Origin of the sequence: Aeromonas sp. R2-4, from assembly GCF_040908365.1 — a bacterium.
GTDB classification, from domain to species: Bacteria; Pseudomonadota; Gammaproteobacteria; order Enterobacterales; family Aeromonadaceae; genus Aeromonas; species Aeromonas veronii.
This window is the reverse complement of sequence record NZ_JBFODO010000002.1, coordinates 218,162-240,198: the sequence shown is the minus strand read 5'-3', so window position 1 is coordinate 240,198 and position 22,037 is coordinate 218,162. Positions and strand designations below refer to the sequence as shown.

Annotated in this window: 18 protein-coding genes; 10 read left to right on the top strand and 8 right to left on the bottom strand. The window is 59.4% G+C overall.

Annotation, left to right across the window (positions count from 1 at the left end; genetic code table 11):
• Positions 1-16 precede the first annotated feature (16 nt).
• Positions 17-2,278: a patatin-like phospholipase family protein gene (locus AB5Z05_RS01395; protein WP_368149945.1), complete on the bottom strand. Its 2,262-nt coding sequence runs from the start codon at positions 2,276-2,278 to the stop codon at positions 17-19.
• A 234-nt stretch (positions 2,279-2,512) separates the two neighbouring features.
• Here AB5Z05_RS01395 and AB5Z05_RS01390 point away from each other — a divergent pair, with 234 nt between their 5' ends.
• Positions 2,513-4,423 carry a methyl-accepting chemotaxis protein gene (locus AB5Z05_RS01390; RefSeq protein ID WP_368149924.1) on the top strand — a complete coding sequence of 637 codons (1,911 nt, stop codon included), beginning with the start codon at positions 2,513-2,515 and terminating at the stop codon, positions 4,421-4,423.
• A gap of 84 nt (positions 4,424-4,507) precedes the next feature.
• Here AB5Z05_RS01390 and AB5Z05_RS01385 read toward each other — a convergent pair whose 3' ends face one another.
• The 6 genes from AB5Z05_RS01385 to ampD all read right to left on the bottom strand — a co-directional run bounded on the left by AB5Z05_RS01385 (position 4,508) and on the right by ampD (position 13,538).
• The gene (locus AB5Z05_RS01385) at positions 4,508-5,470 is read right to left on the bottom strand and encodes a sensor domain-containing diguanylate cyclase (protein ID WP_368149923.1); all 963 of its coding nucleotides are present in this window, start codon (positions 5,468-5,470) and stop codon (positions 4,508-4,510) included.
• A gap of 124 nt (positions 5,471-5,594) precedes the next feature.
• Positions 5,595-7,022, bottom strand: coding sequence for a dihydrolipoyl dehydrogenase (gene lpdA / locus AB5Z05_RS01380; RefSeq protein WP_005336123.1), 1,428 nt, complete (start codon positions 7,020-7,022; stop codon positions 5,595-5,597).
• Positions 7,023-7,170: 148 nt separating this feature from the next.
• A complete protein-coding gene (aceF, locus tag AB5Z05_RS01375) occupies positions 7,171-9,060 on the bottom strand; it encodes a pyruvate dehydrogenase complex dihydrolipoyllysine-residue acetyltransferase (protein ID WP_005336125.1) in 1,890 nt (629 codons plus the stop codon).
• Positions 9,061-9,179: 119 nt separating this feature from the next.
• The gene (aceE, locus tag AB5Z05_RS01370; RefSeq protein ID WP_005355086.1) at positions 9,180-11,840 is read right to left on the bottom strand and encodes a pyruvate dehydrogenase (acetyl-transferring), homodimeric type; all 2,661 of its coding nucleotides are present in this window, start codon (positions 11,838-11,840) and stop codon (positions 9,180-9,182) included.
• Positions 11,841-11,919: 79 nt separating this feature from the next.
• Complete coding sequence (gene pdhR, locus AB5Z05_RS01365) at positions 11,920-12,684, bottom strand: pyruvate dehydrogenase complex transcriptional repressor PdhR (RefSeq protein WP_005336127.1); 765 nt, start codon at positions 12,682-12,684, stop codon at positions 11,920-11,922.
• A 278-nt stretch (positions 12,685-12,962) separates the two neighbouring features.
• Positions 12,963-13,538, bottom strand: a complete 576-nt coding sequence (ampD, locus tag AB5Z05_RS01360; RefSeq protein WP_201958483.1) for a 1,6-anhydro-N-acetylmuramyl-L-alanine amidase AmpD — start codon at positions 13,536-13,538, stop codon at positions 12,963-12,965.
• A gap of 130 nt (positions 13,539-13,668) precedes the next feature.
• On the opposite strand from ampD, the gene AB5Z05_RS01355 reads away from it, so the two are divergent.
• The 9 genes from AB5Z05_RS01355 to yacG all read left to right on the top strand — a co-directional run bounded on the left by AB5Z05_RS01355 (position 13,669) and on the right by yacG (position 21,482).
• Entirely contained in the window at positions 13,669-14,139 is a 471-nt protein-coding gene (locus AB5Z05_RS01355; protein ID WP_005355088.1) for a TIGR02281 family clan AA aspartic protease, read from the top strand.
• Positions 14,140-14,142: 3 nt separating this feature from the next.
• The gene (gene nadC / locus AB5Z05_RS01350; protein ID WP_043821973.1) at positions 14,143-15,006 is read left to right on the top strand and encodes a carboxylating nicotinate-nucleotide diphosphorylase; all 864 of its coding nucleotides are present in this window, start codon (positions 14,143-14,145) and stop codon (positions 15,004-15,006) included.
• 315 nt (positions 15,007-15,321) lie between these two features.
• Positions 15,322-15,765: a prepilin-type N-terminal cleavage/methylation domain-containing protein gene (locus AB5Z05_RS01345; RefSeq protein WP_201990574.1), complete on the top strand. Its 444-nt coding sequence runs from the start codon at positions 15,322-15,324 to the stop codon at positions 15,763-15,765.
• 3 nt (positions 15,766-15,768) lie between these two features.
• Positions 15,769-17,475, top strand: coding sequence for a PilB family type IVa pilus assembly ATPase TapB (gene tapB, locus AB5Z05_RS01340; protein ID WP_005336134.1), 1,707 nt, complete (start codon positions 15,769-15,771; stop codon positions 17,473-17,475).
• A gap of 239 nt (positions 17,476-17,714) precedes the next feature.
• Positions 17,715-18,956, top strand: a complete 1,242-nt coding sequence (locus AB5Z05_RS01335; RefSeq protein ID WP_111806478.1) for a type II secretion system F family protein — start codon at positions 17,715-17,717, stop codon at positions 18,954-18,956.
• 61 nt (positions 18,957-19,017) lie between these two features.
• A complete protein-coding gene (locus AB5Z05_RS01330; protein WP_368149922.1) occupies positions 19,018-19,890 on the top strand; it encodes an A24 family peptidase in 873 nt (290 codons plus the stop codon).
• Positions 19,891-19,903: 13 nt separating this feature from the next.
• Complete coding sequence (coaE, locus tag AB5Z05_RS01325; RefSeq protein WP_368149921.1) at positions 19,904-20,518, top strand: dephospho-CoA kinase; 615 nt, start codon at positions 19,904-19,906, stop codon at positions 20,516-20,518.
• 37 nt (positions 20,519-20,555) lie between these two features.
• The gene (zapD, locus tag AB5Z05_RS01320) at positions 20,556-21,278 is read left to right on the top strand and encodes a cell division protein ZapD (RefSeq protein ID WP_021231281.1); all 723 of its coding nucleotides are present in this window, start codon (positions 20,556-20,558) and stop codon (positions 21,276-21,278) included.
• 9 nt (positions 21,279-21,287) lie between these two features.
• A complete protein-coding gene (yacG, locus tag AB5Z05_RS01315; RefSeq protein WP_021231282.1) occupies positions 21,288-21,482 on the top strand; it encodes a DNA gyrase inhibitor YacG in 195 nt (64 codons plus the stop codon).
• 77 nt (positions 21,483-21,559) lie between these two features.
• On the opposite strand, the gene mutT is transcribed toward yacG, so the two are convergent.
• Positions 21,560-21,964: an 8-oxo-dGTP diphosphatase MutT gene (gene mutT, locus AB5Z05_RS01310; RefSeq protein WP_019444787.1), complete on the bottom strand. Its 405-nt coding sequence runs from the start codon at positions 21,962-21,964 to the stop codon at positions 21,560-21,562.
• Between the last annotated feature and the right edge of the window lie 73 nt (positions 21,965-22,037).

The following is a 22,037-nucleotide window of genomic DNA, read 5'->3' as shown; positions in this document are numbered from 1 at the left end:
TGGCATCATTTCAGCATTATTCGAACGTACTGCCCAATTGCAGATAGAAGACGTCATTGCCCCCCTCTGCCATGCCGTAGCCGAGGAACACAGGGCCGAGGAAGCTCTCCACCCCGACATAAACCGACCCGGCGGTAAACGAGCTCTCCAGACTGATATCCTCACCCTTGTTCCAGACCCCGCCCTGCTCCAGAGATCCACCCAGATAGAGCGGCATCTTGAGGGCACCGAAGTCATTGTCTGCCACACGATAGATGTAACGCAGGCCACCAAACAGGCTGTAGCGACCGCTCAGCTGGTAGCGCTGGAAACCGGAGAGGCGGAACAGTCCGCCCAGATCCTGAATATGCAGCGGCACCACCTCTTCACTGCCCGAGCCACCCCCTTCGAGGATCAAGTTGAGGCTGTGCCTGTCCCATGACCAGGGCTTGATCATCGAGAGCTGATAATTCCAGCCTTCACTGTGCCCATCTGCCGACTCGAGCCCATCCACACTGACGTGGGAATGGCCCAGTTTCATGTCCCATTTCATCCCCTGATAGGGGAAATAGCGGCTATCCAGGTTGTCGTGTTCAAAGCGGACATAGGGGCCCCACGCCGTGGCATCCATCTCCAGCCCCTTGAAGTTCTTCACATCAATCGTGCCCAGTTGTCCCTCCAGCCCCATCGACAACCTGCTCCAGGGCTGGCGGTTCCAGCCCACCGCCAGATCACCGCTGAAGAAGGAGTATTCGGAGTCGAGATAGCTTATCGAAACCGTCTCGGGATCCGGATTGGGGAAAAACAGGCGGCGCAGGGTCTGGTCATAGGCCAGACTCGCCTCACCATAGAAGGTCTGGGAGGGTTCGAGCGGGGTATAGAAGTCGGTCTTGATATGTTTGGCCGTGCCCAGCGACGCCTCGGTCAGCCACTCGGCCCCCCACTCGTTGACGTTGGTGAGGGTATAGGACATGCCGACGTTGTAGTTGGAGGTGTTCTCGAAGTCATCGGTGAAACCGAACTGGAAGTTGAGGTAGCCCGGCCCCCAGTTCTTCTCGCTGGCATCCACCAGCAGCACGTTTTCCCCGTCACGCTCCTCCACCTCGTAGGTGATGCGATCGAACGACTCAAGGGCATAGAGGCGGCGAATGCCCGCTTCCAGACTCTCGTTGGTCTGTACCTTGTCCGGCCGCACTTTGAGCATGGCGCGCACCGTCTCGTCGGAGAGGCGCGACTTGTTGATGATCTCCACCTTGTCGATGAAGTAGGCGGGCTGACCGCTACGCTCGGCACGGCGGCTCAGCTTCTGGTTGCGATAGGCGTTGTACTGCGCCTTGGTGAGCGACAGTTTATCGAGTTGCAGCGACACCTTGTCAGCCGCCGTCTCACCGATCTTGATCCCCTCCGGCATCCGGGCAAAGTCGGCGATCCCCATATCGCCAAACTCGGGTGCGATCAGTATGTCTTTCGGCCCCATCAGCGCCTTCTGCTTGTCGGTACCCACCTGGGTCATATAGGTGGTGAGCTGGTCAATCATCGCCAACCCTGACTTGAGGGACTCCCGGGTACGCAGCTTGGCACCGATATCCACCGCGATCACCACGTCGGCCCCCATCGCCTTGGCGACATCCACCGGCATGTTGTTGACGCTGCCGCCGTCCGCCAGGATGTGCCCCTCCCACTCCACCGGCTTGAGGGCGCCGGGAATGGACATGGAGGCCTGCATCGCCTTGGCCAAGCTGCCGTGATCCAGCACAAAGGGGGTGACCGTCTCCATGTCAGTCGCCATGGCGCGGTAGGGAATGGGGAGATCATCGAAGCTCGCCTGCACCGGCAGGTTGGAGGTGGCCCCCCGCAGCAGGCTGGCCATGGATTGGCCCTGAAAGAAACCGTCCGGCAGCTGGGTGGTGTCGCCATTCACCCCGATGTCGGTGCGCAGCTGATACTGCTCGTTCTGTTGCTTCTTGCGCAGCGACAGCTCGTCGCGGCCAACCTTGTCCTGATACCCCTTGTTCCAGTCGATGGCCAAGGTGGTGCGCTCCACCTCCTCGGCACTGAGCCCCATGGCATACATCCCCGCCACATAAGAGCCCATGCTGGTGCCGACTATGATGTCGACCGGAATCCGTTTCTGCTCCAGCACCTTGAGGATGCCGATATGGGCAGAACCCTTGGCGCCGCCGCCGCTGAGCACCACCGCAATTTTCGGGCGCTCCCCCTGTGCCGCCACAGCCAGCAGCGGGCAGGCCGCCAGCATCACCAAAAGCAGACGGGTCCATCCCGCACCTAAGCTGCGCATCATATTTTCCATATTATTCAGAGGGTCAGTCACCAAGGATGGCCTCTACTATAAGGGGCCCGGCAGTTAGCGCAACCGTCAATCCGCATCCCGCCTGTGCTGCATGGCGAAGGGGCACGCCGCCGCCCCTGTGAGCGCAAACGTAATCCGCAAATAAAGGGCTGCAAGCCTCATGGGTAGCGCCGCGCTGCCGCTAATATGAGCGTCGTCAATCTCAACCTTTTGAGCACCTTTATGCTGGCAACCCTCACTCTTAAACAGAAAATACTGGCCACGGTCACCCTGGCCGTGGTCGTCTCCTGCCTGCTGGTAGGCTACTTCAGCCAACGCTCGGCCCAGCAACTGATCGAAAACCGGATGTTCGAGCAGGAGCTCCCCAACCTGACCCAGCGGATCAGCAAGGAGATTGAACAGGATCTCCACGGCATCGCCCAGGCCGCCCGCCAACTGGCCACCGACCGCTTCATCCTCGACTGGGTGGATCGGGGCATGCCCAAAGAGCAGGAGCCGATCCTCATCAACCAGCTCAAGGATGTGGCCAACCAGTATGGTCTGGTGACCGCCTCCTTCGCCGATCGCCAGAGTGCAGCCTACTACAACCAGGATGGCTTTCTGCGCAACCTGACCCCCACGCAAGACGCCTGGTTCTATGACTACACCAAGAGCCAGAAGGAGATGACCCTCAGCATCTTCCGCGAGAGCAACGGCGAGGTGAAGCTGTTCGTCAACTTCCAGCAGCTCAACGGGCGCGGGCTGGCCGGCTTTGCCAAATCCCTCGACACCATGGTGACCATGGTCTCCAACTTCCGGCTGGAAGAGAGCGGCATCGTCTTTATGGTCGATGGCAGCGGCAAGGTGAAGCTGCACCCCGAGGCCAACCGTATCGAACGCGATACCTTGGGCGGCATCGCCAGCGGTGATACCGGCAGCCTGCTGGCCAAACGCCCCTTTGCCGTCATCAACGCCGAGGTAAATGGCGAGCCCATGGTACTGGCCAGCAGCTATATCCCGCTGCTCGACTGGTATCTGGTGGCCCAGGTGCCAGAAGCCGAGATCTATGCCGAGCTGGATCAGACCCGCAACGAGATCCTGATGATCTCGCTGGTGATTGCGCTTGCCATGGGGCTGATGGGGATGCTGCTGGCAGGCTCGGTCAGCCGCCCGCTCAACGAGCTGGCCCGCCTGTTCAAGGAGCTGGGTAGCGGCGATGGGGATCTTACCCAGCGCCTGAAAGTGGAGGGACGTGACGAACTGAGTCAGGTCGCCACCGGCTTCAACAACTTCGTCGCCAAGATCCACGGATCCATCGAGCAGGTGGCAGAGAACTCCCGCCAGCTCGCGGCCACCGCCAACGAGGTGGCCAACAAGGCGCAGCTGACCCAGCACAACTGTACTGCCCAGCGTGACCGCACCGTGCAGGTGGCCACCGCCATCCACGAAATGGGGGCCACGGTGAGCGAGATCGCCGGTAACGCCTCTCTGGCAGCCGAAGTAGCCAGACAAGCCAACGACCAGGCCGATGCAGGGGCAGTAGTGGTAGCGCAGGCGCGCCACGGCATCGTCGACCTCTCTGGCGAGATTGAGCAGGTGGCAGGGGTTATCGAGTCGCTGGCGAGCCAGACCGACTCCATCGGCAGCATCCTCGAAACCATCCGCAGCATCTCGGAGCAGACCAACCTGCTGGCACTGAACGCCGCCATCGAGGCCGCTCGCGCCGGTGAACAGGGTCGCGGTTTCGCCGTGGTAGCAGATGAAGTGCGCAATCTGGCCAATCGCTCCGCCGCCTCGACTGCCGAGATCCAGGGGATGATCAACCGCTTGCAGGAGCAGAGTGCCCGCGCCGTCAGCGCCATGGCGCAGGGGCGTAACCAGAGTCTGGAGGTAGTGAGCCAGGCCGATGAGGCCAACGCCGCCCTCGGCCAGATCACCGCCCATATCACCCAGATCAACGACATGAATATCCAGGTCGCCACCGCCACCGAGGAGCAGTCGAGCGTGGTCGGCGAGATCAACCGCAACGTGGAAGATATCAACCAGCTCACCATGGAGACCGCCGACATTGCCCACCAGCTGACCGACTCGAGCCGCAGCCTGCAGCAGCTCTCCGGTCAGCTCGACAAGCTGGTTGGCAACTTCCGACTCTGACCCCGACCTTGACCTGAGTCATCAACAACAGAGAGCGCCGTGGCGCTCTCTGTTGTTTTGGTGGCGGCTAATCCGGCATAGCAGTCAGCCCTTGCCATCCCGTTTGCGCTGATACATCAGCTCATCCGCGCGGGTGAGCAGCTCGGCCAGAGAGACACAGCCGCGCCCGTCATAGCAGACAATTCCGGTGCTGCAGGTCAGCGCATAACCGCAACCACTGTGCTGATTGTGCTCGGCCAACATGGCATTGAAACGCTCATAGGCCAGCTGTGCCTGCGCCTCCACCACATTGGGCAACAGGACGGCAAACTCATCGCCGCCCATGCGGGCAAACACGTCGGCGCCACGAAAAGCCTGCTTGAGCAGAGTGGCAAAGGCGATCAGGGCCCGATCCCCTTCTGCATGCCCCCACCGATCGTTGATCCCCTTGAAGCCATTGAGATCCAGATAGAGCAGCGCCAGCGGCATCTGCAAACGACTGGCCAGCGAGAGGCTCTTCTCCGCCAGCATCACGAACCCGCGTCGATTGGAGATCAGAGTCAACTCATCAATGGTGGCCAGCTGCACTGCTTCGAGCTCCCGCACCACCATCGCCGCCAGATCCTTGAGCAACCCCACATCCTCATCGCTCAATTCCCGCGGCACCGTATCTATGATGCAGAGCGTCCCCAGTTTGCAGCCGTTGGCGATCCGCAGTGGCTGTCCGGCATAGAAGCGGATGCCGGGCCCGCCCACCACCAGCGGATTGTCGGCAAAGCGGGGATCCTGCGAAGCATCCGGCACGATGAAGGTCTCATTGCCCATGATGGCGTGGCCACAGAACGAAATGTCACGCGCGGTCTCACTGACCTCCAGCCCGATACAGGATTTGAACCACTGGCGATCTTCATCTACCAGACTCACCAGCGCGATGGGGACATTGAATACCCGTCGGGCCATGCGGGTCAGCCGGTCAAACCGCTCCTCGGCCTCGGAATCCAGCAAAGAGAGCCGCCGCAGGGTCTCCAGCCGCAATACCTCATCAGGTGGAATGGGGGCTTCTAGCATCGTGCCTCTCTCGTCAGTGCCAAAACCTATCTTTAGCATATTGGGCTTTGTCGAAGTCGGGGCCGCAAGGAGAAAACAAAAAGCCGCTCATTCGAGCGGCTTTTTAGACAAGCGAGGAATAAAATTACTTTTTCTTCTTGGCCTTGGCGTTCGGCAGGTCGGTGATGGAGCCTTCGAACACTTCGGCAGCCAGACCCACGGACTCGTGCAGAGTCGGGTGAGCGTGGATGGTCAGCGCGATATCTTCGGCGTCAGCACCCATTTCGATGGCCAGACCGATTTCACCCAGCAGTTCACCACCGTTGGTACCCACGATGGCACCACCGATGACTCGGCCGCTCTCCTTGTCGAAGATCAGCTTGGTCATGCCGTCGGAGCAATCAGACGCGATGGCGCGGCCGGAAGCAGCCCACGGGAAGGTGGCGACTTCGAAGTTCAGGCCCTGTTGCTTGGCTTCCTTCTCGGTCAGACCAACCCATGCCATCTCTGGCTCGGTGTAGGCGATGGACGGGATCACTTTCGGGTCGAAGTAGTGCTTCTTGCCGGCGATCACTTCGGCGGCAACGTGACCTTCGTGAACACCTTTGTGGGCCAGCATCGGCTGACCCACGATGTCACCGATGGCGTGAATGTGCGCCACATTGGTACGCAGCTGCTTGTCCACCTCGATGAAACCGCGCTCGGTCACGGCAACGCCTGCCTTCTCGGCATCCAGCATCTTGCCGTTCGGCACACGACCTACGGCAACCAGCACGTTGTCGTAACGAACCGGCTCGGCCGGAGCGTGCTTGCCTTCATAGGAGACGTACAGGCCGTCTTCGCGAGCTTCAACTGCGGTGACCTTGGTCTCCAGCATGATGTTGAATTTCTTGGCGACGCGCTTGGTGTAAATCTTGACGATATCTTTGTCGGCAGCCGGAACCAGCTGGTCGGCAAATTCCACCACGTCGATCTCGGAACCCAGAGAGGAGTAAACGGTACCCATCTCCAGACCGATGATGCCACCACCGATAACCAGCAGTTTGCCGGGAACGGTTTTCAGCTCCAGCGCATCGGTAGAGTCCCATACGCGGGGATCATCGTGCGGGATGAACGGCAGTTTCACCGGACGGGAACCGGCCGCGATGATGGCGTTGTCGAAGGTCACGGTAGTCTTGCCGTCGGCACCTTCCACTTCCAGGGTGTTCGGGCCGGTAAATTTACCCAAGCCGTTAACAACCTGAACTTTACGCATCTTGGCCATGCCAGCCAGACCGCCGGTCAGCTGGTTGATAACCTTCTCTTTCCACAGACGGATCTTGTCGATGTCGGTCTGCGGTGCACCGAAGACGATGCCGTGCTCGGCCAGCGCCTTGGCTTCTTCAATCACTTTGGCAACGTGCAGCAACGCCTTGGAGGGGATGCAGCCCACGTTCAGGCAGACGCCACCCAGGGTGGAGTAACGCTCGACGATAATAGTATCCAGACCCAGATCGGCTGCACGGAAAGCAGCGGAATAACCGGCAGGGCCAGCACCCAGTACTACGACCTGGGTTTTGATTTCTTTACTCATCATGACCTCTTTGTCGTTCTTATATCCCCGGACAGCGCAGTCTTATACCGAAACGGGTGGCTGCAGCTGTGAAAAAAACGGGGCAAGTTTACGATCATGTTAATGAAATGAGAAGTAAAAAGGGCAGGCTCTGGGCCCGCCCTCTCACTTACAGGACCAGTCGACGAATGTCGGACAGCACGCCGTTCATGGTGGTGATGAAGCGAGCACCATCGGCACCATCGATCACGCGGTGGTCGTAGCTCAGAGCCAGCGGCAGCATCAGGCGCGGCGCAAACTCTTTGCCATTCCACTTCGGCTTCATCTCGGACTTGGAGACACCGAGGATGGCCACTTCCGGCGCGTTGACGATCGGGGTAAAGCTGGTACCGCCGATGCCACCCAGGCTGGAGATGGTGAAGCAACCGCCCTGCATGTCGGCAGCGGTCAGCTTGCCGGCACGGGCCTTCTTGGAGATCTCGGCCAGATCGCGAGACAGCTCCATGATGCCCTTCTTGTTAACATCGCGCACCACGGGCACAACCAGACCGTTGGGGGTATCTACCGCCACACCGATGTGGATGTACTTCTTCATGATCAGCTTGCTGCCATCTTCGGACAGGGAGCTGCAGAAGCGCGGGTGAGCTTCCAGCGCCTTGGCGGCGGCTTTCAGGATGAACACCAGCGGGGTGATCTTCACGTCGGCCTTCTGCTTCTCGAGCATCGCGTTCTGCTCTTTGCGGAACGCTTCCAGCTCGGTGGTATCGGCTTCGTCGAACTGGGTGACATGAGGGATCATGACCCAGTTGCGGTGCAGGTTCGGACCGGAGATCTTCTGGATGCGGGTCAGCTCGACCTCTTCCACATCACCGAACTTGCTGAAGTCTACTTTCGGCCACGGCAGGACGCCCAGACCGTTGCCACCGGCTACGCCGGCAGAGGCAGGAGCGGACTCGGCACGCTTGATGGCATCCTTCACGTAGGCTTGCACGTCTTCTTTGACGATGCGGCCCTTGCGACCGGAGGCTTTCACCTTGGCCAGGTTGACGCCGAACTCGCGCGCCAGACGGCGTACCGCCGGAGAAGCGTGCACGTAGGCGTCGTTGGCAACGAAATCGGTCGCAGCGGCAGCAGCCTGGGCAACCGGAGCCGGAGCAGCGGCAACAGGGGCTGCAGCGACTGGGGCGGCAGCTTGAGCAACCGGCGCGGCAGCAGGAGCAGCGCCAGCCACTTCGAAGACCATGATCAGGGAACCGGTGGAGACCTTGTCACCCGCCTTCACCTTGATCTCTTTGACCACACCGGCGAACGGCGCAGGCACTTCCATGGAGGCCTTGTCACCTTCCACGGCGATCAGGGACTGGTCAGCTTCAACCTTGTCACCCACGGCAACCATGATCTCGGTGACTTCCACTTCGTCGCCACCGATATCCGGTACGTTAACCTCTTTGGCAGCAGCGGCAACCGGGGCAGCAGCCACGGGCGCGGCAGCTTGAGCCGGAGCAGCAACGGCAGCAGGCGCAGCGCCAGCCACTTCAAATACCATCACCAGAGAGCCGGTAGAGACCTTGGCACCAGCGGCAACCTTGATCTCGACTACGCGGCCTGCGAACGGTGCCGGTACTTCCATGGAGGCCTTGTCACCTTCCACAGCAATGATGGACTGGTCAGCTTCTACCATGTCGCCGACGGCAACCATGATTTCAGTCACGTCCACTTCGTCGTCACCGATGTCCGGCACGTGCACATCTTTGCGCACGGCAGCGGCAGGTGCGGCGGCCGGAGCAGCAGCAACCGGTGCAGCCACTTCAGCAGGGGCGGCAGCGCCTTCGGCTTCGAAGATCATGATCTGGGAACCGGTGGCAACCTTGTCGCCCACCTTGATCAGGATCTCTTTAACGATACCGGCGGACGGGGCCGGAACTTCCATGGAGGCCTTGTCGCCTTCTACCGCGATGATGGACTGGTCCAGCTCGACCTTGTCACCCACGGCCACCATGATCTCGGTGACTTCAACCTCATCGGCGCCGATATCCGGCACCATAATCTGTTTGGACATTGTGCTTTATCCTCTTGCGTCGATCCGCGTGACTGGCTGATGCCGCCACGCACATCTCGCGTTAACCGTTTTAAATCCTGGCAGGGTCGCGCAGCATGACGGCACGACCCTTGATCCACTTACGCGTACAGCGGGTTGACCTTGTCGGCATCGATGCCGTACTTGGCGATGGCGTCGGCCACAACCTGCTTGTCTACCTCGCCGCGCTTGGCCAGTTCGGTCAGAGCAGCAACCACCACGTAGAACTCGTTCACTTCGAAGTGACGACGCAGGTTGGCACGGCTGTCGGAACGGCCGTAACCGTCGGTACCCAGCACACGGTAGTTCTCGGTCGGAACGAAAGCGCGAACCTGATCGGCGAAGGACTTCATGTAGTCGGTCGCAGCGATGGTGGCTTCGGAACCCAGTACCTGAGCGATGTACGGTACGCGAGCTTCGGCAGTCGGGTGCAGCATGTTCCAGCGATCCGCGTCCTGACCGTCACGGGCCAGCTCGTTGAAGGAGGTGACGCTGAACACATCGGAACCGATGCCGTACTCGCTGGCCAGGATCTGGGCAGCCTTGCGCACGTGACCCAAGATGGAACCACAACCCAGCAGCTGAACTTTCGCCTTGGCACCGGCGACGGATTCCAGCTTGTAGATACCCTTGCGGATGCCTTCCTCGGCGCCTTCCGGCATGGCCGGCATGGCGTAGTTCTCGTTCAGGGTGGTGATGTAGTAGAACACGTTCTCCGGGTTCTCACCGTACATGCGGCGCAGGCCGTCCTGTACGATCACCGCCACTTCATAGGCGTAGGACGGATCGTAGGAGATGCAGTTCGGGATGGTGTTCGCCAGGATGTGGCTGTGACCATCTTCGTGCTGCAGACCTTCGCCGTTCAGGGTAGTACGACCGGAGGTCGCACCCAGCAGGAAGCCACGGGCTTGCTGGTCACCGGCTGCCCACGCCATGTCGCCGATCCGCTGGAAGCCGAACATGGAGTAGTAGATGTAGAACGGGATCATCGGGCAGTCGTTGGTGCTGTAAGAGGTCGCAGCAGCCAGCCAGGAGGACATGGCGCCCAGCTCGTTGATACCGTCTTGCAGAACCTGACCCTGCTTGTCTTCCTTGTAGTAGGAGACGATGTCGCGGTCTTGCGGGGTGTACTGCTGACCGTGCGGGCTGTAGATACCAATCTGGCGGAACAGACCTTCCATACCGAAGGTACGGGCTTCGTCAGCGAGGATCGGGACGATGCGCTTGCCGATGGACTTGTCTTTCAGCATCACGTTCAGGGAACGCACGAACGCCATGGTGGTGGAGATTTCGCGCGCCTGCTCACCCAGCAGCGGACCGAAGGCATCCAATGCCGGGATTTCCAGCTTGGTGGTGCTTTCGCGCAGACGGGTCGGCACATAGCCTTTCAGGGCAGTGCGACGGTCGTGCAGGTATTTGTGCTCGGCAGAACCGGCTTCGATCTTCAGGTAAGGCAGATCGGCCAGCTGCTCGTCGGCCACCGGCAGGTTGAAGCGGTCACGCAGGTGACGCACGGAGTCCAGCTCCATCTTCTTGACCTGGTGAGCGATGTTCTTGCCTTCGGCCGCTTCACCCATGCCGTAACCCTTGATGGTCTTGGCCAGAATAACGGTCGGCTTGCCCTTGGTCTGGGTCGCCTTGTTGAATGCGGCGAACAGCTTGCGAGGATCGTGACCACCGCGGTTCAGGGCGAAGATCTCCTCGTCGGTCATGTCTTTGACCAGCGCGGCAGTTTCCGGATAACGGTTGAAGAAGTGCTCACGGATGTAGCCACCGTCGCGGGACTTCATGGTCTGGTAGTCACCGTCCACGGTCTCGTTCATCAGCTGGATCAGCTTGCCGGAAGTGTCTTTCTTCAGCAGCTCATCCCACTTGCGACCCCAGATAACCTTGGTGACATCCCAACCGGCGCCTGCGAACAGGCCTTCCAGCTCGTTGATGACCTTGCCGTTACCGACAACTGGACCATCCAGACGCTGCAGGTTGCAGTTGACCACGAATACCAGGTTGTCGAGCTTTTCACGCACGGCAACGGTCAGGGCGCCCTTGGCTTCCGGCTCGTCCATCTCGCCGTCACCCAGGAAGGCGTAAACGGTCTGCTCGGAGCAATCCTTGATACCACGGTCGGTCAGGTACTTCAGGAAGCGAGCCTGATAGATGGCGGCGATAGGGCCCAGACCCATGGATACGGTCGGGAACTGCCAGAAGTCCGGCATCAGTTTCGGGTGCGGATAGGAAGGGATACCCTTGCCGTCCACTTCCTGACGGAAGTTGTCCAGCTGCTCTTCGGTCAGACGACCTTCAGCAAAGGCGCGAGCATAGATGCCCGGGGAGATGTGACCCTGGAAGTAAACCAGATCGCCACCATCCTTCTCATTGCGAGCACGGAAAAAGTGGTTGAAGCAAACATCATAGATGGTCGCAGAAGAAGCGAAGGAAGACATGTGACCACCCAAGTCCAGGTCTTTCTTGGACGCGCGCAGCACGATCATCATGGCGTTCCAGCGGATGATGGCGCGAATACGGCGTTCCATCTCCAGGTCACCCGGGTAGTCCGGCTCGTCGCTGGACGGGATGGTGTTGATGTAATCGCGATTTGCCTTGGCAGCCACGTCCACACCGCTTACGCGGGCTTTCTCGGCCAACTGTTCAAGGATGAACTGAGCGCGTTGCGGACCCTCTTCACGCAGCAGGGATTCCAGAGAGGCAAGCCACTCCAGCGTTTCTATCGGGTCCACATCGTTCTTCAGGATATCAGACATGGCTGGTTCCTATGTTGTTGTGATTGCACGGCATTGCACGGCGAAGGGCGCAAGCATTCGACAATAGAGCCTTGTGGGATTAGTTTTCCTGCTGACGGATCCGACGCATGGATCGCTGGATCCGGCTGTCTTCCCTCTGCATATCCAACAAGGTGTCCTCGATAAAGGCCAGATGCTCATGACAAGCTGTTCTGGCCCGCTCCGGAGCCCCCGAAAGAATAGCCTCGATCAGATTCGCGCGATGGCGACGTATCTTGGCTACCACTCCCGGGCGGCGATTCAAAATCTCGTTATTCTGCAGAATGTTCTGCTCGAGCATCGGGCTCATGGCCCGCAGCAGGTGTAGCAGCACCACGTTGTGGGACGCCTCGGCCACCGCCAGATAGAACTGGGTCACGGCTGCCGATTCGGCCACCAGCGAGCCCAGCTGGCCCGCCTCTTCGATGGTGGTTTGCACCTGACGAATGCGCTCGAAATCAGACCCGGTTCCCCGCAAGGCCGCGTAGTAGGCACAGATGCCTTCCAGCGCGTGGCGAAACTCCAGCAGGTCATACTGGGCTTCCGGGTGGGTACTGAGCAGTTCGAACAGAGGATCGGCGATCCCCTTGCTCAGGGCATTCTGCACATAAGTGCCGCCGCCCTGACGGCGATAAAGCAATCCGCGCGCTTCCAGTCGCTGGATGGCTTCGCGCAAGGAGGGGCGCGATACCTGAAACTGGATGGCGAGTTCCCGCTCGGGAGGCAATTTCTGCCCCGGCTGCAGGCTGCCTTCCAGAATCATCTGTTCCAGCTCGGCGACAATGGAGTCGGCCAACTTGGGTTGCGTAATCTTGCGATAGGGCATGAGGCTACTTTGTTAAATTGGTATTACCAATTTTATGGATGGGGCGAAAATTAGCAGAGGCCTTTTGAAAAGTCCACTCAAAAGATGATCTGAGTCAAGAATCAGCCCTGCCACTTAAGAGGTAAAGCAGGGGAAACATGATTTAGCTCATAGAAAATGGTCTGACCAATATTCTTGACCGCGCTCACAAATAACATTTGCGCAACCAGAGACAAAAATGGCCTGCCAGATAGGCAAGCCATTGATTTTAAAATCCAAACTAAATTTGAATATTTACTTTAGCTGTTTAGTAATTGCCGGTAGTAATCCCACTGAAAACTGGCTCCAGGATCCGTCTTGCGCCCTGGTGCGATATCGCAATGGCCGACAATTTTTTCGTGGGTAATCGCCGGATAGCGCTCCGAAATGGCTCGGGTGAGCCCCGCCAGCGCCCGGTACTGAGCCTCGGTATAGGGGGTCTCGTCGGTCCCTTCCAGCTCGATACCGATGGAGAAGTCATTGCATGCCTCCCTCCCCTGCCAGCTCGAGACACCTGCATGCCAGGCGCGCGCGCCAAACGGTACATACTGCACCAGCTCGCCATCACGGCGGATCAGGCAATGAGCCGAGACTCGCAGCTGATGGATACCGGCAAAATAGGGGTGAGCCTCGGAGTCGAGTCGTCCCATAAAGAGATCGTCGATAAAGGGACCGCCAAACTCCCCCGGCGGCAGGCTGATGCCATGCACCACCAGCAGGGAGATATCATCCGGCGCGGCCCGTTCGTTGTGATGGGGAGAAGGCACCCGGCGCGCCTGCTGGCACCAGCCAGCGGCATCGATAGAGAAACAAGGTTGCGAAGCGAGTTGAGTCATCGGCTACTCGAGTTGACTGATAAATGGCGAGAAAACGAAGATACCTGATAGGCAACCCAACACCAACTCACTGAATCCAAGGGAAATGGTATGTTAGGCTGAGTCATCTTCCGCTCGATATGGATGGGGTATGCAGCACACGGCACGCTGGATGTGGTTACTGACCTGGCTCTCTTTGATGGGTCTGCTGACCCTCTATTTTCACTCCCGCAACCAACCCAGCGTCACGGCCAGCGGCGAGCTGTTGCTGCGGGCCGACCAGAGCGGCCACTATCGTCTGGAGGGTGCCATCAACGGCCAGCCGGTGCAACTGCTGCTCGATACCGGCGCCACCCGTATCACCATCCCGCAGCAGGTTGCCGAGCGCCTCGGCCTGACCGCTTATGGCAGCAGCCAGGTCAATACCGCCGCAGGGCAGATCCGGGTCGGCAACGGCACCATCGAAACGCTGGCGATGGGGCCATTGACCTTGTACGATCTGGCCATCTTTATCAATCCGGCGGCAGACGGTGACGAAGTGCTGGTTGGCATGAACGCCCTCGGTCGGCTGGAGCTGGTTCAAAAGGAGCGGCAACTGCTGCTCAGACCCTTGCAGGAATAAGGCATGTTTCAACAGGATGTCAGCCGCGCCGTGCGCGCCGCACTACTCGAAGATCTGGGCGATGCCCTCACCACGCTGGACCAACCGGACGCCAGCGCCGATATCACCGCCCAGCTGATCCCGGCGGATCGGATGGCCAGCGCCCGGGTCATCACCCGTGAGGCCGGTGTGTTCTGCGGCCAGCCATGGGTCGACGAGGTGTTCGTACAACTCGGCGGCGACGTGAAGGTGGAGTGGAAGGTGCAGGATGGGGAAGTGCTCTCCCCCAATCAGGAGCTGTTCCGCCTCCACGGCCCTGCCCGCCTGCTGCTGACCGGCGAGCGCAATGCCCTGAACTTTGTCCAGACCCTCTCCGGCGTCGCCACCCTCACCGCTCGCTATGTGGCGGAGCTGGAGGGCACCGACTGCCGTCTGCTCGACACCCGCAAGACCATCCCCGGGCTGCGCACCGCCCAGAAGTACGCAGTCACCTGCGGCGGTGGCAAGAATCACCGCATCGGCCTCTACGACGCTTACCTCATCAAAGAGAACCATATCCTCGCCTGTGGCGGCATTGCCGAGGCGATTAATGAGGCTCGTCATCTCAATCCGGGCAAACCGGTAGAGGTGGAGGTCGAATCACTGGCAGAGCTGGAACAGGCACTGGCGGCAAAGGCCGATATCGTGATGCTGGACAACTTCGACGTGACCATGATGCGGGAAGCGGTCGCCATCAATCAGGGCCGCGCCAAGCTGGAAGTCTCCGGCAATGTGACCCTCGACACTCTGGCCGAGTTTGCGGCCACCGGCGTCGATTTTATCTCGGTCGGGGCGCTCACCAAGCATGTGCGGGCGCTCGATCTCTCCATGCGCTTTATCCAGCAGTGAGATTCCCCCCTCAGGCCTGAGCAAATACTCGACCTAACCGGATAAACAACTTGCAAAAGGCGCCATGGGCGCCTTTTCTTTATGCAGGATCCCTCAGCAAAGGAGTGTAATGACGGACCCGCTTTCACCCGTAACAAAGAGTCATAAGAAGCCACTTATTTTATGACTCGCATCAAGTTTTTGGTAAATGACATGAAAGTGGTTAACAAAGGCAGCAATCTCTGTTGCCACCCCTGACAGCTCGGATAAGATACTGACGTTCGGATGGTTTTCTACCGACACTTCCCAGGAACCAAGGATAAAAGGATATTTCAAATGAAGAAACAATCGGGTTTTACCCTTATTGAACTGATGATCGTGGTCGCGATCGTGGCCATTCTGGCGGCGGTAGCACTGCCTGCGTATCAAACATATACAAAGCGGGCTAAATTTGCTGAAGTTGTCTCAGCTGTAGGCCCAGCAAAAACCGCAGTTGAAGTTTGTATCCAAGGCTCTTCAGCAACTGTGGATGCGAACTTAATGGCAACATGCTCCACCGCTGGTGACTCAGCAGTCAGCGGCGCATTCAACACGGCGATAGTCGCAACTGTTGATGCGGCCGCCAGTGGCGCTACTGGTGTTGTGATTACAGCTACTGGGGCCACTGCTCCTTTTGGCGCAACAAACAACGCGTTTACATTAACCGGTACAGCCAATACTACCACTCGCCAAGTAACCTGGGTTAAGGGTGGAACATGTGAAGCAGGCGGTCTCTGTTAACGCATGACCTCTAGTCCTAATAGCGGCCTGGCGTTAAGCCTGGCCGCCTCTTCACTGATCAGTGAAGAGGACTCCCAGCGCTATCTGAGCCAGGCCAAGGCCCAGCGCAAACCCTTTGTGACATTTCTGATAGAGAACGAGATCCTCGACAGCAAGGCGCTCGCCGATTTCTGCGAGCTGGAGTATGGGGTACCTCTGCTGGATCTTGCCGCCTTCGATTTGGCCGAGATCCCGCAGAAGTACCTCAATCAGAAGCTGATTGAGAAACACCACGTCCTGCCCATCTACACCCAGGGCCACACCCTCTATATCGCCATGTCGGACCCGACCAATGTCTCGGCGTTGGAGGACTTTGGCTTCAGCTTCGGCCTTCATACCGAGGCGCTGCTGGTGGAGGAGAACAAGCTCACCGCCGCCATCGGCAAGCTGCTGGAGAGCGAAAATGACGCCCTCGGCATGGAGGATATCGACGAGTCCGAGATTTCTGATCTCGAAGTCTCCGACGAAAACAGTCGGCTGGACGAGAGCGTCAATACTGCCGATGACGATGCTCCCATCGTCAAGTACATCAACAAAATCCTGATGGATGCCATCAAGCGCGGTGCCTCCGACCTGCACTTCGAGCCCTATGAGTTCAAGTATCGGGTGCGCTTTCGCATCGATGGCATTTTGCATGAAATTGCTACGCCGCCGGTCAACCTCTCCAACCGCTTCTCCGCCCGCCTCAAGGTTATGGCACGACTCGATATTGCCGAACGGCGGCTGCCGCAGGATGGCCGCATCAAGCTGAAGCTGTCGCGCAACAAGTCGATGGATATGCGGGTCAACACCCTGCCCACCATGTGGGGGGAGAAGATCGTTATCCGTCTGCTCGACTCCTCGGCGGCACGCCTCAATATCGAACAACTCGGCTTTGATGACCGGCAGAAGGCGCAGTACCTGCGCGCCCTCTCCAAACCACAGGGGATGATCCTGGTGACCGGCCCCACCGGCTCGGGCAAAACGGTCTCGCTCTATACCGGCCTCAATATTCTCAACACCACCGAGGTAAACATCTCCACCGCCGAAGACCCGGTGGAGATCAACCTGCCCGGCGTCAACCAGGTGCAGGTCAACCCCAAGGCGGGGCTAACCTTCGCCAGCGCCCTGCGCTCCTTCCTGCGGCAAGACCCGGATGTGGTGATGGTGGGGGAAATTCGCGATCTCGAAACCGCCGAGATCGCTATCAAGGCGGCGCAGACCGGTCACCTGGTGCTCTCCACCCTGCATACCAACTCCGCCGCCGAGACCCTGACCCGGATGATGAACATGGGGGTTCCGGCCTTCAACATCGCCTCCTCGGTGACCCTGATCATGGCCCAGCGGTTGGCCCGTAAACTGTGCGACCACTGCAAAGCGCCGGAAGTGGTGCCGGAAGCCGAACTGCTGGAGCTGGGCTTTACGCCGCAGCAGCTGGCAGCCGGGCTGCGACTGTTCAAACCGGTCGGTTGCAAGGAGTGTTCCGGCGGCTACAAGGGACGGGTCGGCATCTACGAAATCATGCTGATGTCAGAGAACATCGCCAAATTGATCATGCAGGGGGCCAACTCCCTGCAAATCGCAGCTATCGCGCAGAAGGAGGGGATGCGCACCCTGCGCACCTCGGGACTGGAGAAGGCCCGGCTCGGGGTCACCAGTCTGGCCGAAGTCAACCGGGTCACCACCAACTGATCCGTGTGCGGGACGACCCGCCGGTTTGGTTGGCAGAGCAAATTCGTCGTTCACGAACACGGAACGGATGATAGTCCGAACGACAGAGTAATCAGATATTCAAGTGACCGGGCAGGCGCCAAGAAGGTACCACCCACCCTATCAGTACCCCGCAGGCATAAAGCCAGTCGGGCACCTTGACCAGGTTGGTGACGTGCAGAGCCAGGCTCTGACAACCAACCCCATTGCAGGATGCAAAGATGGCAACCCTAACGAAAAAGAACAATGCCCCCAAGAAAGTCTTCGCCTTCCGCTGGCACGGGGTTAATCGCAAGGGGCAGAAGGTCTCCGGCGAGCTGCAGGCCGACAGCATCAACACCGTCAAGGCCGAACTGCGCAAGCAAGGGGTCAACGTCACCAAGGTGGCCAAGAAGTCCCAGGGGCTCTTCTCCAAGGGCGGCGCCAAGATCAAACCGATGGATATCGCCATCGTCTCACGCCAGATCACCACAATGCTTTCCGCCGGTGTACCACTGGTGCAGAGCCTGCAGATCATCGCCCGCAGTCACGAGAAAGCCTCGATGCGCGAGCTGATGGGGCAGATTGCCGCCGATGTTGAGACCGGTACCCCCATGTCGGAGGCACTGCGCCGCCATCCCCTCTACTTTGACGATCTCTACTGCGATCTGGTGGAAGCCGGTGAGCAATCCGGTGCGCTGGAAACCATCTACGACCGTATCGCCACCTATCGGGAAAAGTCGGAAGCGCTCAAGTCGAAGATCAAGAAGGCGATGTTCTACCCCACCATGGTCATTCTGGTCGCCATCGTGGTCACCTCCATCCTGCTGCTGTTCGTCATTCCGCAGTTCGAGGATATCTTCAAGAGCTTCGGCGCCGAGCTGCCGGTGTTCACCCAGTTTGTCATCGGTATCTCCCGCTTTATGCAGAACTGGTGGTATGTCTTCTTTGGTGGCACTGCCCTTGGCATCTTCCTCTATGTGCGGGCTTGGCGGGCCTCCCAGAAGGTGAAAGACAATACCGACAAGTTCGTCCTCACCATTCCGGTGGTCGGGATGATCCTGCACAAGGCGGCCATGGCTCGCTTTGCCCGCACCCTGTCGACCACCTTCTCCGCCGGTATCCCGCTGGTGGATGCGCTGATTTCGGCGGCTGGGGCCTCGGGTAACTATGTCTATCGCACCGCGGTCATGGCGATCCGCAACGAGGTGGTGGCCGGTATGCAGATCAACGTGGCAATGCGCACCGTCGATCTCTTCCCCGACATGGTGATCCAGATGGTGATGATCGGTGAGGAGTCCGGCGCCATCGATGATATGCTCTCCAAGGTCGCCACCATCTTCGAACAGGAGGTGGATGATCTGGTCGATGGCCTCACCAGCCTGCTGGAACCCCTCATCATGGTGGTGCTCGGGGTGCTGGTCGGCGGCATGGTTATCGCCATGTACCTGCCCATCTTCAAGCTTGGCGACGTGGTAGGCTGATTCATCAGGGCATGGCACCACAACCATGCCCTCCCCCTCATTCAATAACTGACGGTTGGTTATGACACTTCTTCTCGAGCTGGCTCACAGCTTGCCCTGGCTCTACTTCTCGCTGGTTTTTCTCTTCTCCCTGATGATCGGCAGCTTCCTTAACGTGGTCATCCACCGCTTGCCCATCATGCTGGAACGGGAGTGGCAGGCCGAATATCGCAGCTACTTCGCCACTGATGAGGAGGCCACTGCGCCAGAGTGCTACAACCTGATGGTGCCGCGCTCCGCATGCCCTCACTGTGGCCACGCCATCACTGCGCTGGAGAACATCCCGCTGTTGAGCTGGCTCTGGCTCAAAGGGCGTTGCCGCGACTGTCAGACCCCCATCTCGGCCCGCTATCCGCTGGTAGAGCTGCTGACCGCCCTGCTCTCGGTGGCCGTTGCCATGGTCATAACGCCAGGCTGGGGGACGCTGGCCGCCCTGCTGCTGACCTGGGTACTGGTCGCCCTCACCTTTATCGATCTCGACAAGATGTTGCTGCCCGACCAGCTCACCTTGCCACTGCTGTGGGGCGGGCTGCTGTTCAACCTGGCAGGCGGCTTCGTGCCGCTGGCGGATGCCGTGATCGGTGCCATGGCGGGCTATCTGGTGCTCTGGAGCCTCTACTGGGCCTTCAAGCTGCTCACTGGCAAGGAGGGGATGGGCTATGGCGACTTCAAGCTGCTGGCAGCGCTGGGTGCCTGGCTCGGCTGGCAGGCGCTGCCCATAATTCTGCTGCTCTCATCTCTGGTCGGTGCCGTGATCGGCATCAGTCTGATCGCCTTGCACAAACACCATCAGGGCAAGCCCATTCCCTTCGGCCCCTACCTCGCCATCGCGGGCTGGATCGCCCTGCTATGGGGCGATACCATCACCCGCTGGTATCTCTCTACCCTGCTTTGAGCAAGAGGCCCCCATGTATGTAGTTGCTATCACAGGTGGTATCGGCAGCGGCAAGACCACAATCGCCAATCAGTTTGCCGCGCTGGGTATCGAGGTGGTGGATGCCGATGTGATCGCCCGCGAGGTCGTAGAGCCGGGCACCCCGGCTCTTGCCGCCATCACCGACCATTTTGGCCCGGATGTGATTGATCCTAGCGGTCAACTCGACCGTCGCGCCCTGCGCGAGCGGGTCTTCAGTAACCCACAGGCCAAGGAGTGGCTCAATGCTTTGCTCCACCCGCAGATTCGCAGCGAAATGCAGCGCCAGTGTGCCGCAGCCAGTTCACCTTACTGTCTGCTGGTGGTACCACTGCTGGTGGAGAACAAACTCACCGGCCTCGCCAATCGGGTACTGGTGATCGATGTGGACGAAGCAACCCAGATTGAGCGCACCTGCCGTCGGGATGGGGTATCGGCCGAGCAGGCCCGGGCCATCATCGCCGCTCAGGCGAGTCGGTCGGAGCGTCTCGCTGCGGCGGATGATGTCATCGAAAACCACAATGGCAGCGAAATGGCGATTAAAACGCGGATTTTGGCGCTGCACGAGACATATCTGGCAATTGCCTCTCAACAAGCCCGCCAAGTGTGAGTACACTAGGCCGGTTTATGGCTGGCCAGGATTAGGCATGATTTACGATTTCCCCCTCAATGAAAAAAGCCGGACCTATCTTCGTCTGGAGTCCCTGTTTTCCCAGATCCGTGACAATCTGGAGAGTGAACAATCCTGGGCACATATCGCCTTCTTCAAGGGGCTGTTCGATCTGCAGGAGTTGCTGGAGCGTGGTGACCTGCGCGCCGACCTCATCAAGGATCTGGAGCGTCTCGGCCAGCGTCTGAGCCACTGGGCCAGCCTGCCCGACGTCGATCTGGAGCAGATCAAACTGATGCAGCAAGAGAGCAGCCAGCTCTCCCGCAACCTGCTCAATTCGCCACGCCCGGGTGCCCGCCTGAAAGAGGATCGTCTGCTCGGCTCCATCCGCCAGCGCTTCTCCATCCCGGGTGGTCTGTGTGCCTTCGATGTGCCGCAGCTACACCACTGGCTCGGTACCCCGGCCATCACCCGTCACCAGCAGATGCAAGGCTGGCTGAGCGATATCAACCTGCTGATGAATGCCATCACCCTGCTGCTGCGCCTGTGGCGTGAATCAGGCAGTTTCAGTGAGCAGGTTGCCAACAACGGTTTCTTCCAGGACACCGCCGAGAGCGCCGAGCTGATCCGCATCAAGCTGCCGGGCAATCTGTTCTGCTACCCGACCCTGAGCGGCCACAAGAACCGCTTCGCCTTGCGTTTTCTGCCCACCGCAGAACAGCCGATTGGCGACGTGCCGTTCCAGCTCGCCTGCTGCTAAGGAGGGCTTATGGTCACCAAGGTAAAGTGTCCGACCTGTCAGAGCGAAGTGGAGTGGGGCCCGCAGAGTCCGTTCCGCCCCTTCTGCAGCAAGCGCTGCCAGCTGATCGATCTCGGCGAATGGGCCGATGAAGAGAAGCGGATCCCGGGGGAGATCAACCCGGATCTGCTGCCGGAGCAGGAAGAGGGCGATCAGTGGCTGTAAGCCCCTGGTCACGCACCTCTGCAATATGAAAAAAGGGCCGATTGGCCCTTTTTTCATGCTTGTTGATTGCTACCGGCTCACGCCAGCAGACCCTGTAGCCGCGCTACAATCGGGCCATTGGCATCGGGGAAGTGGTAGTTGTGCAGCTCGGCCACCGGCACCCACAGGCACTCCTGCCCCTCCTTGCCGAACGGCTCGCCGCTGAAACGGGTCACCTTCCAGATATCCAGCAATACCTGCTTCTCGGGGTAGTCGTGCTGCAGCTCCATGAAGGGGGCACAATCCAATACCCGAATGCCGATCTCTTCCCACAGCTCCCGATCCAGTGCGGTTAGCAGATCCTCGCCCGACTCCACCTTGCCACCGGGAAACTCCCAGCGATCCCCCTGATGGCGATCGGAGGAGCGTCGGGCGATGAAGATATCGCCCCGTTCATTCTCGATGACGCCAACCGCCACCCAGATCCGTTTCTTCTGTTCCATCAATTACCTCTGTTCGCTTGTTGCCACCAATAACAAGGCGGGCACTTGGCCCGCCTGTTATGGCATAGCGTCG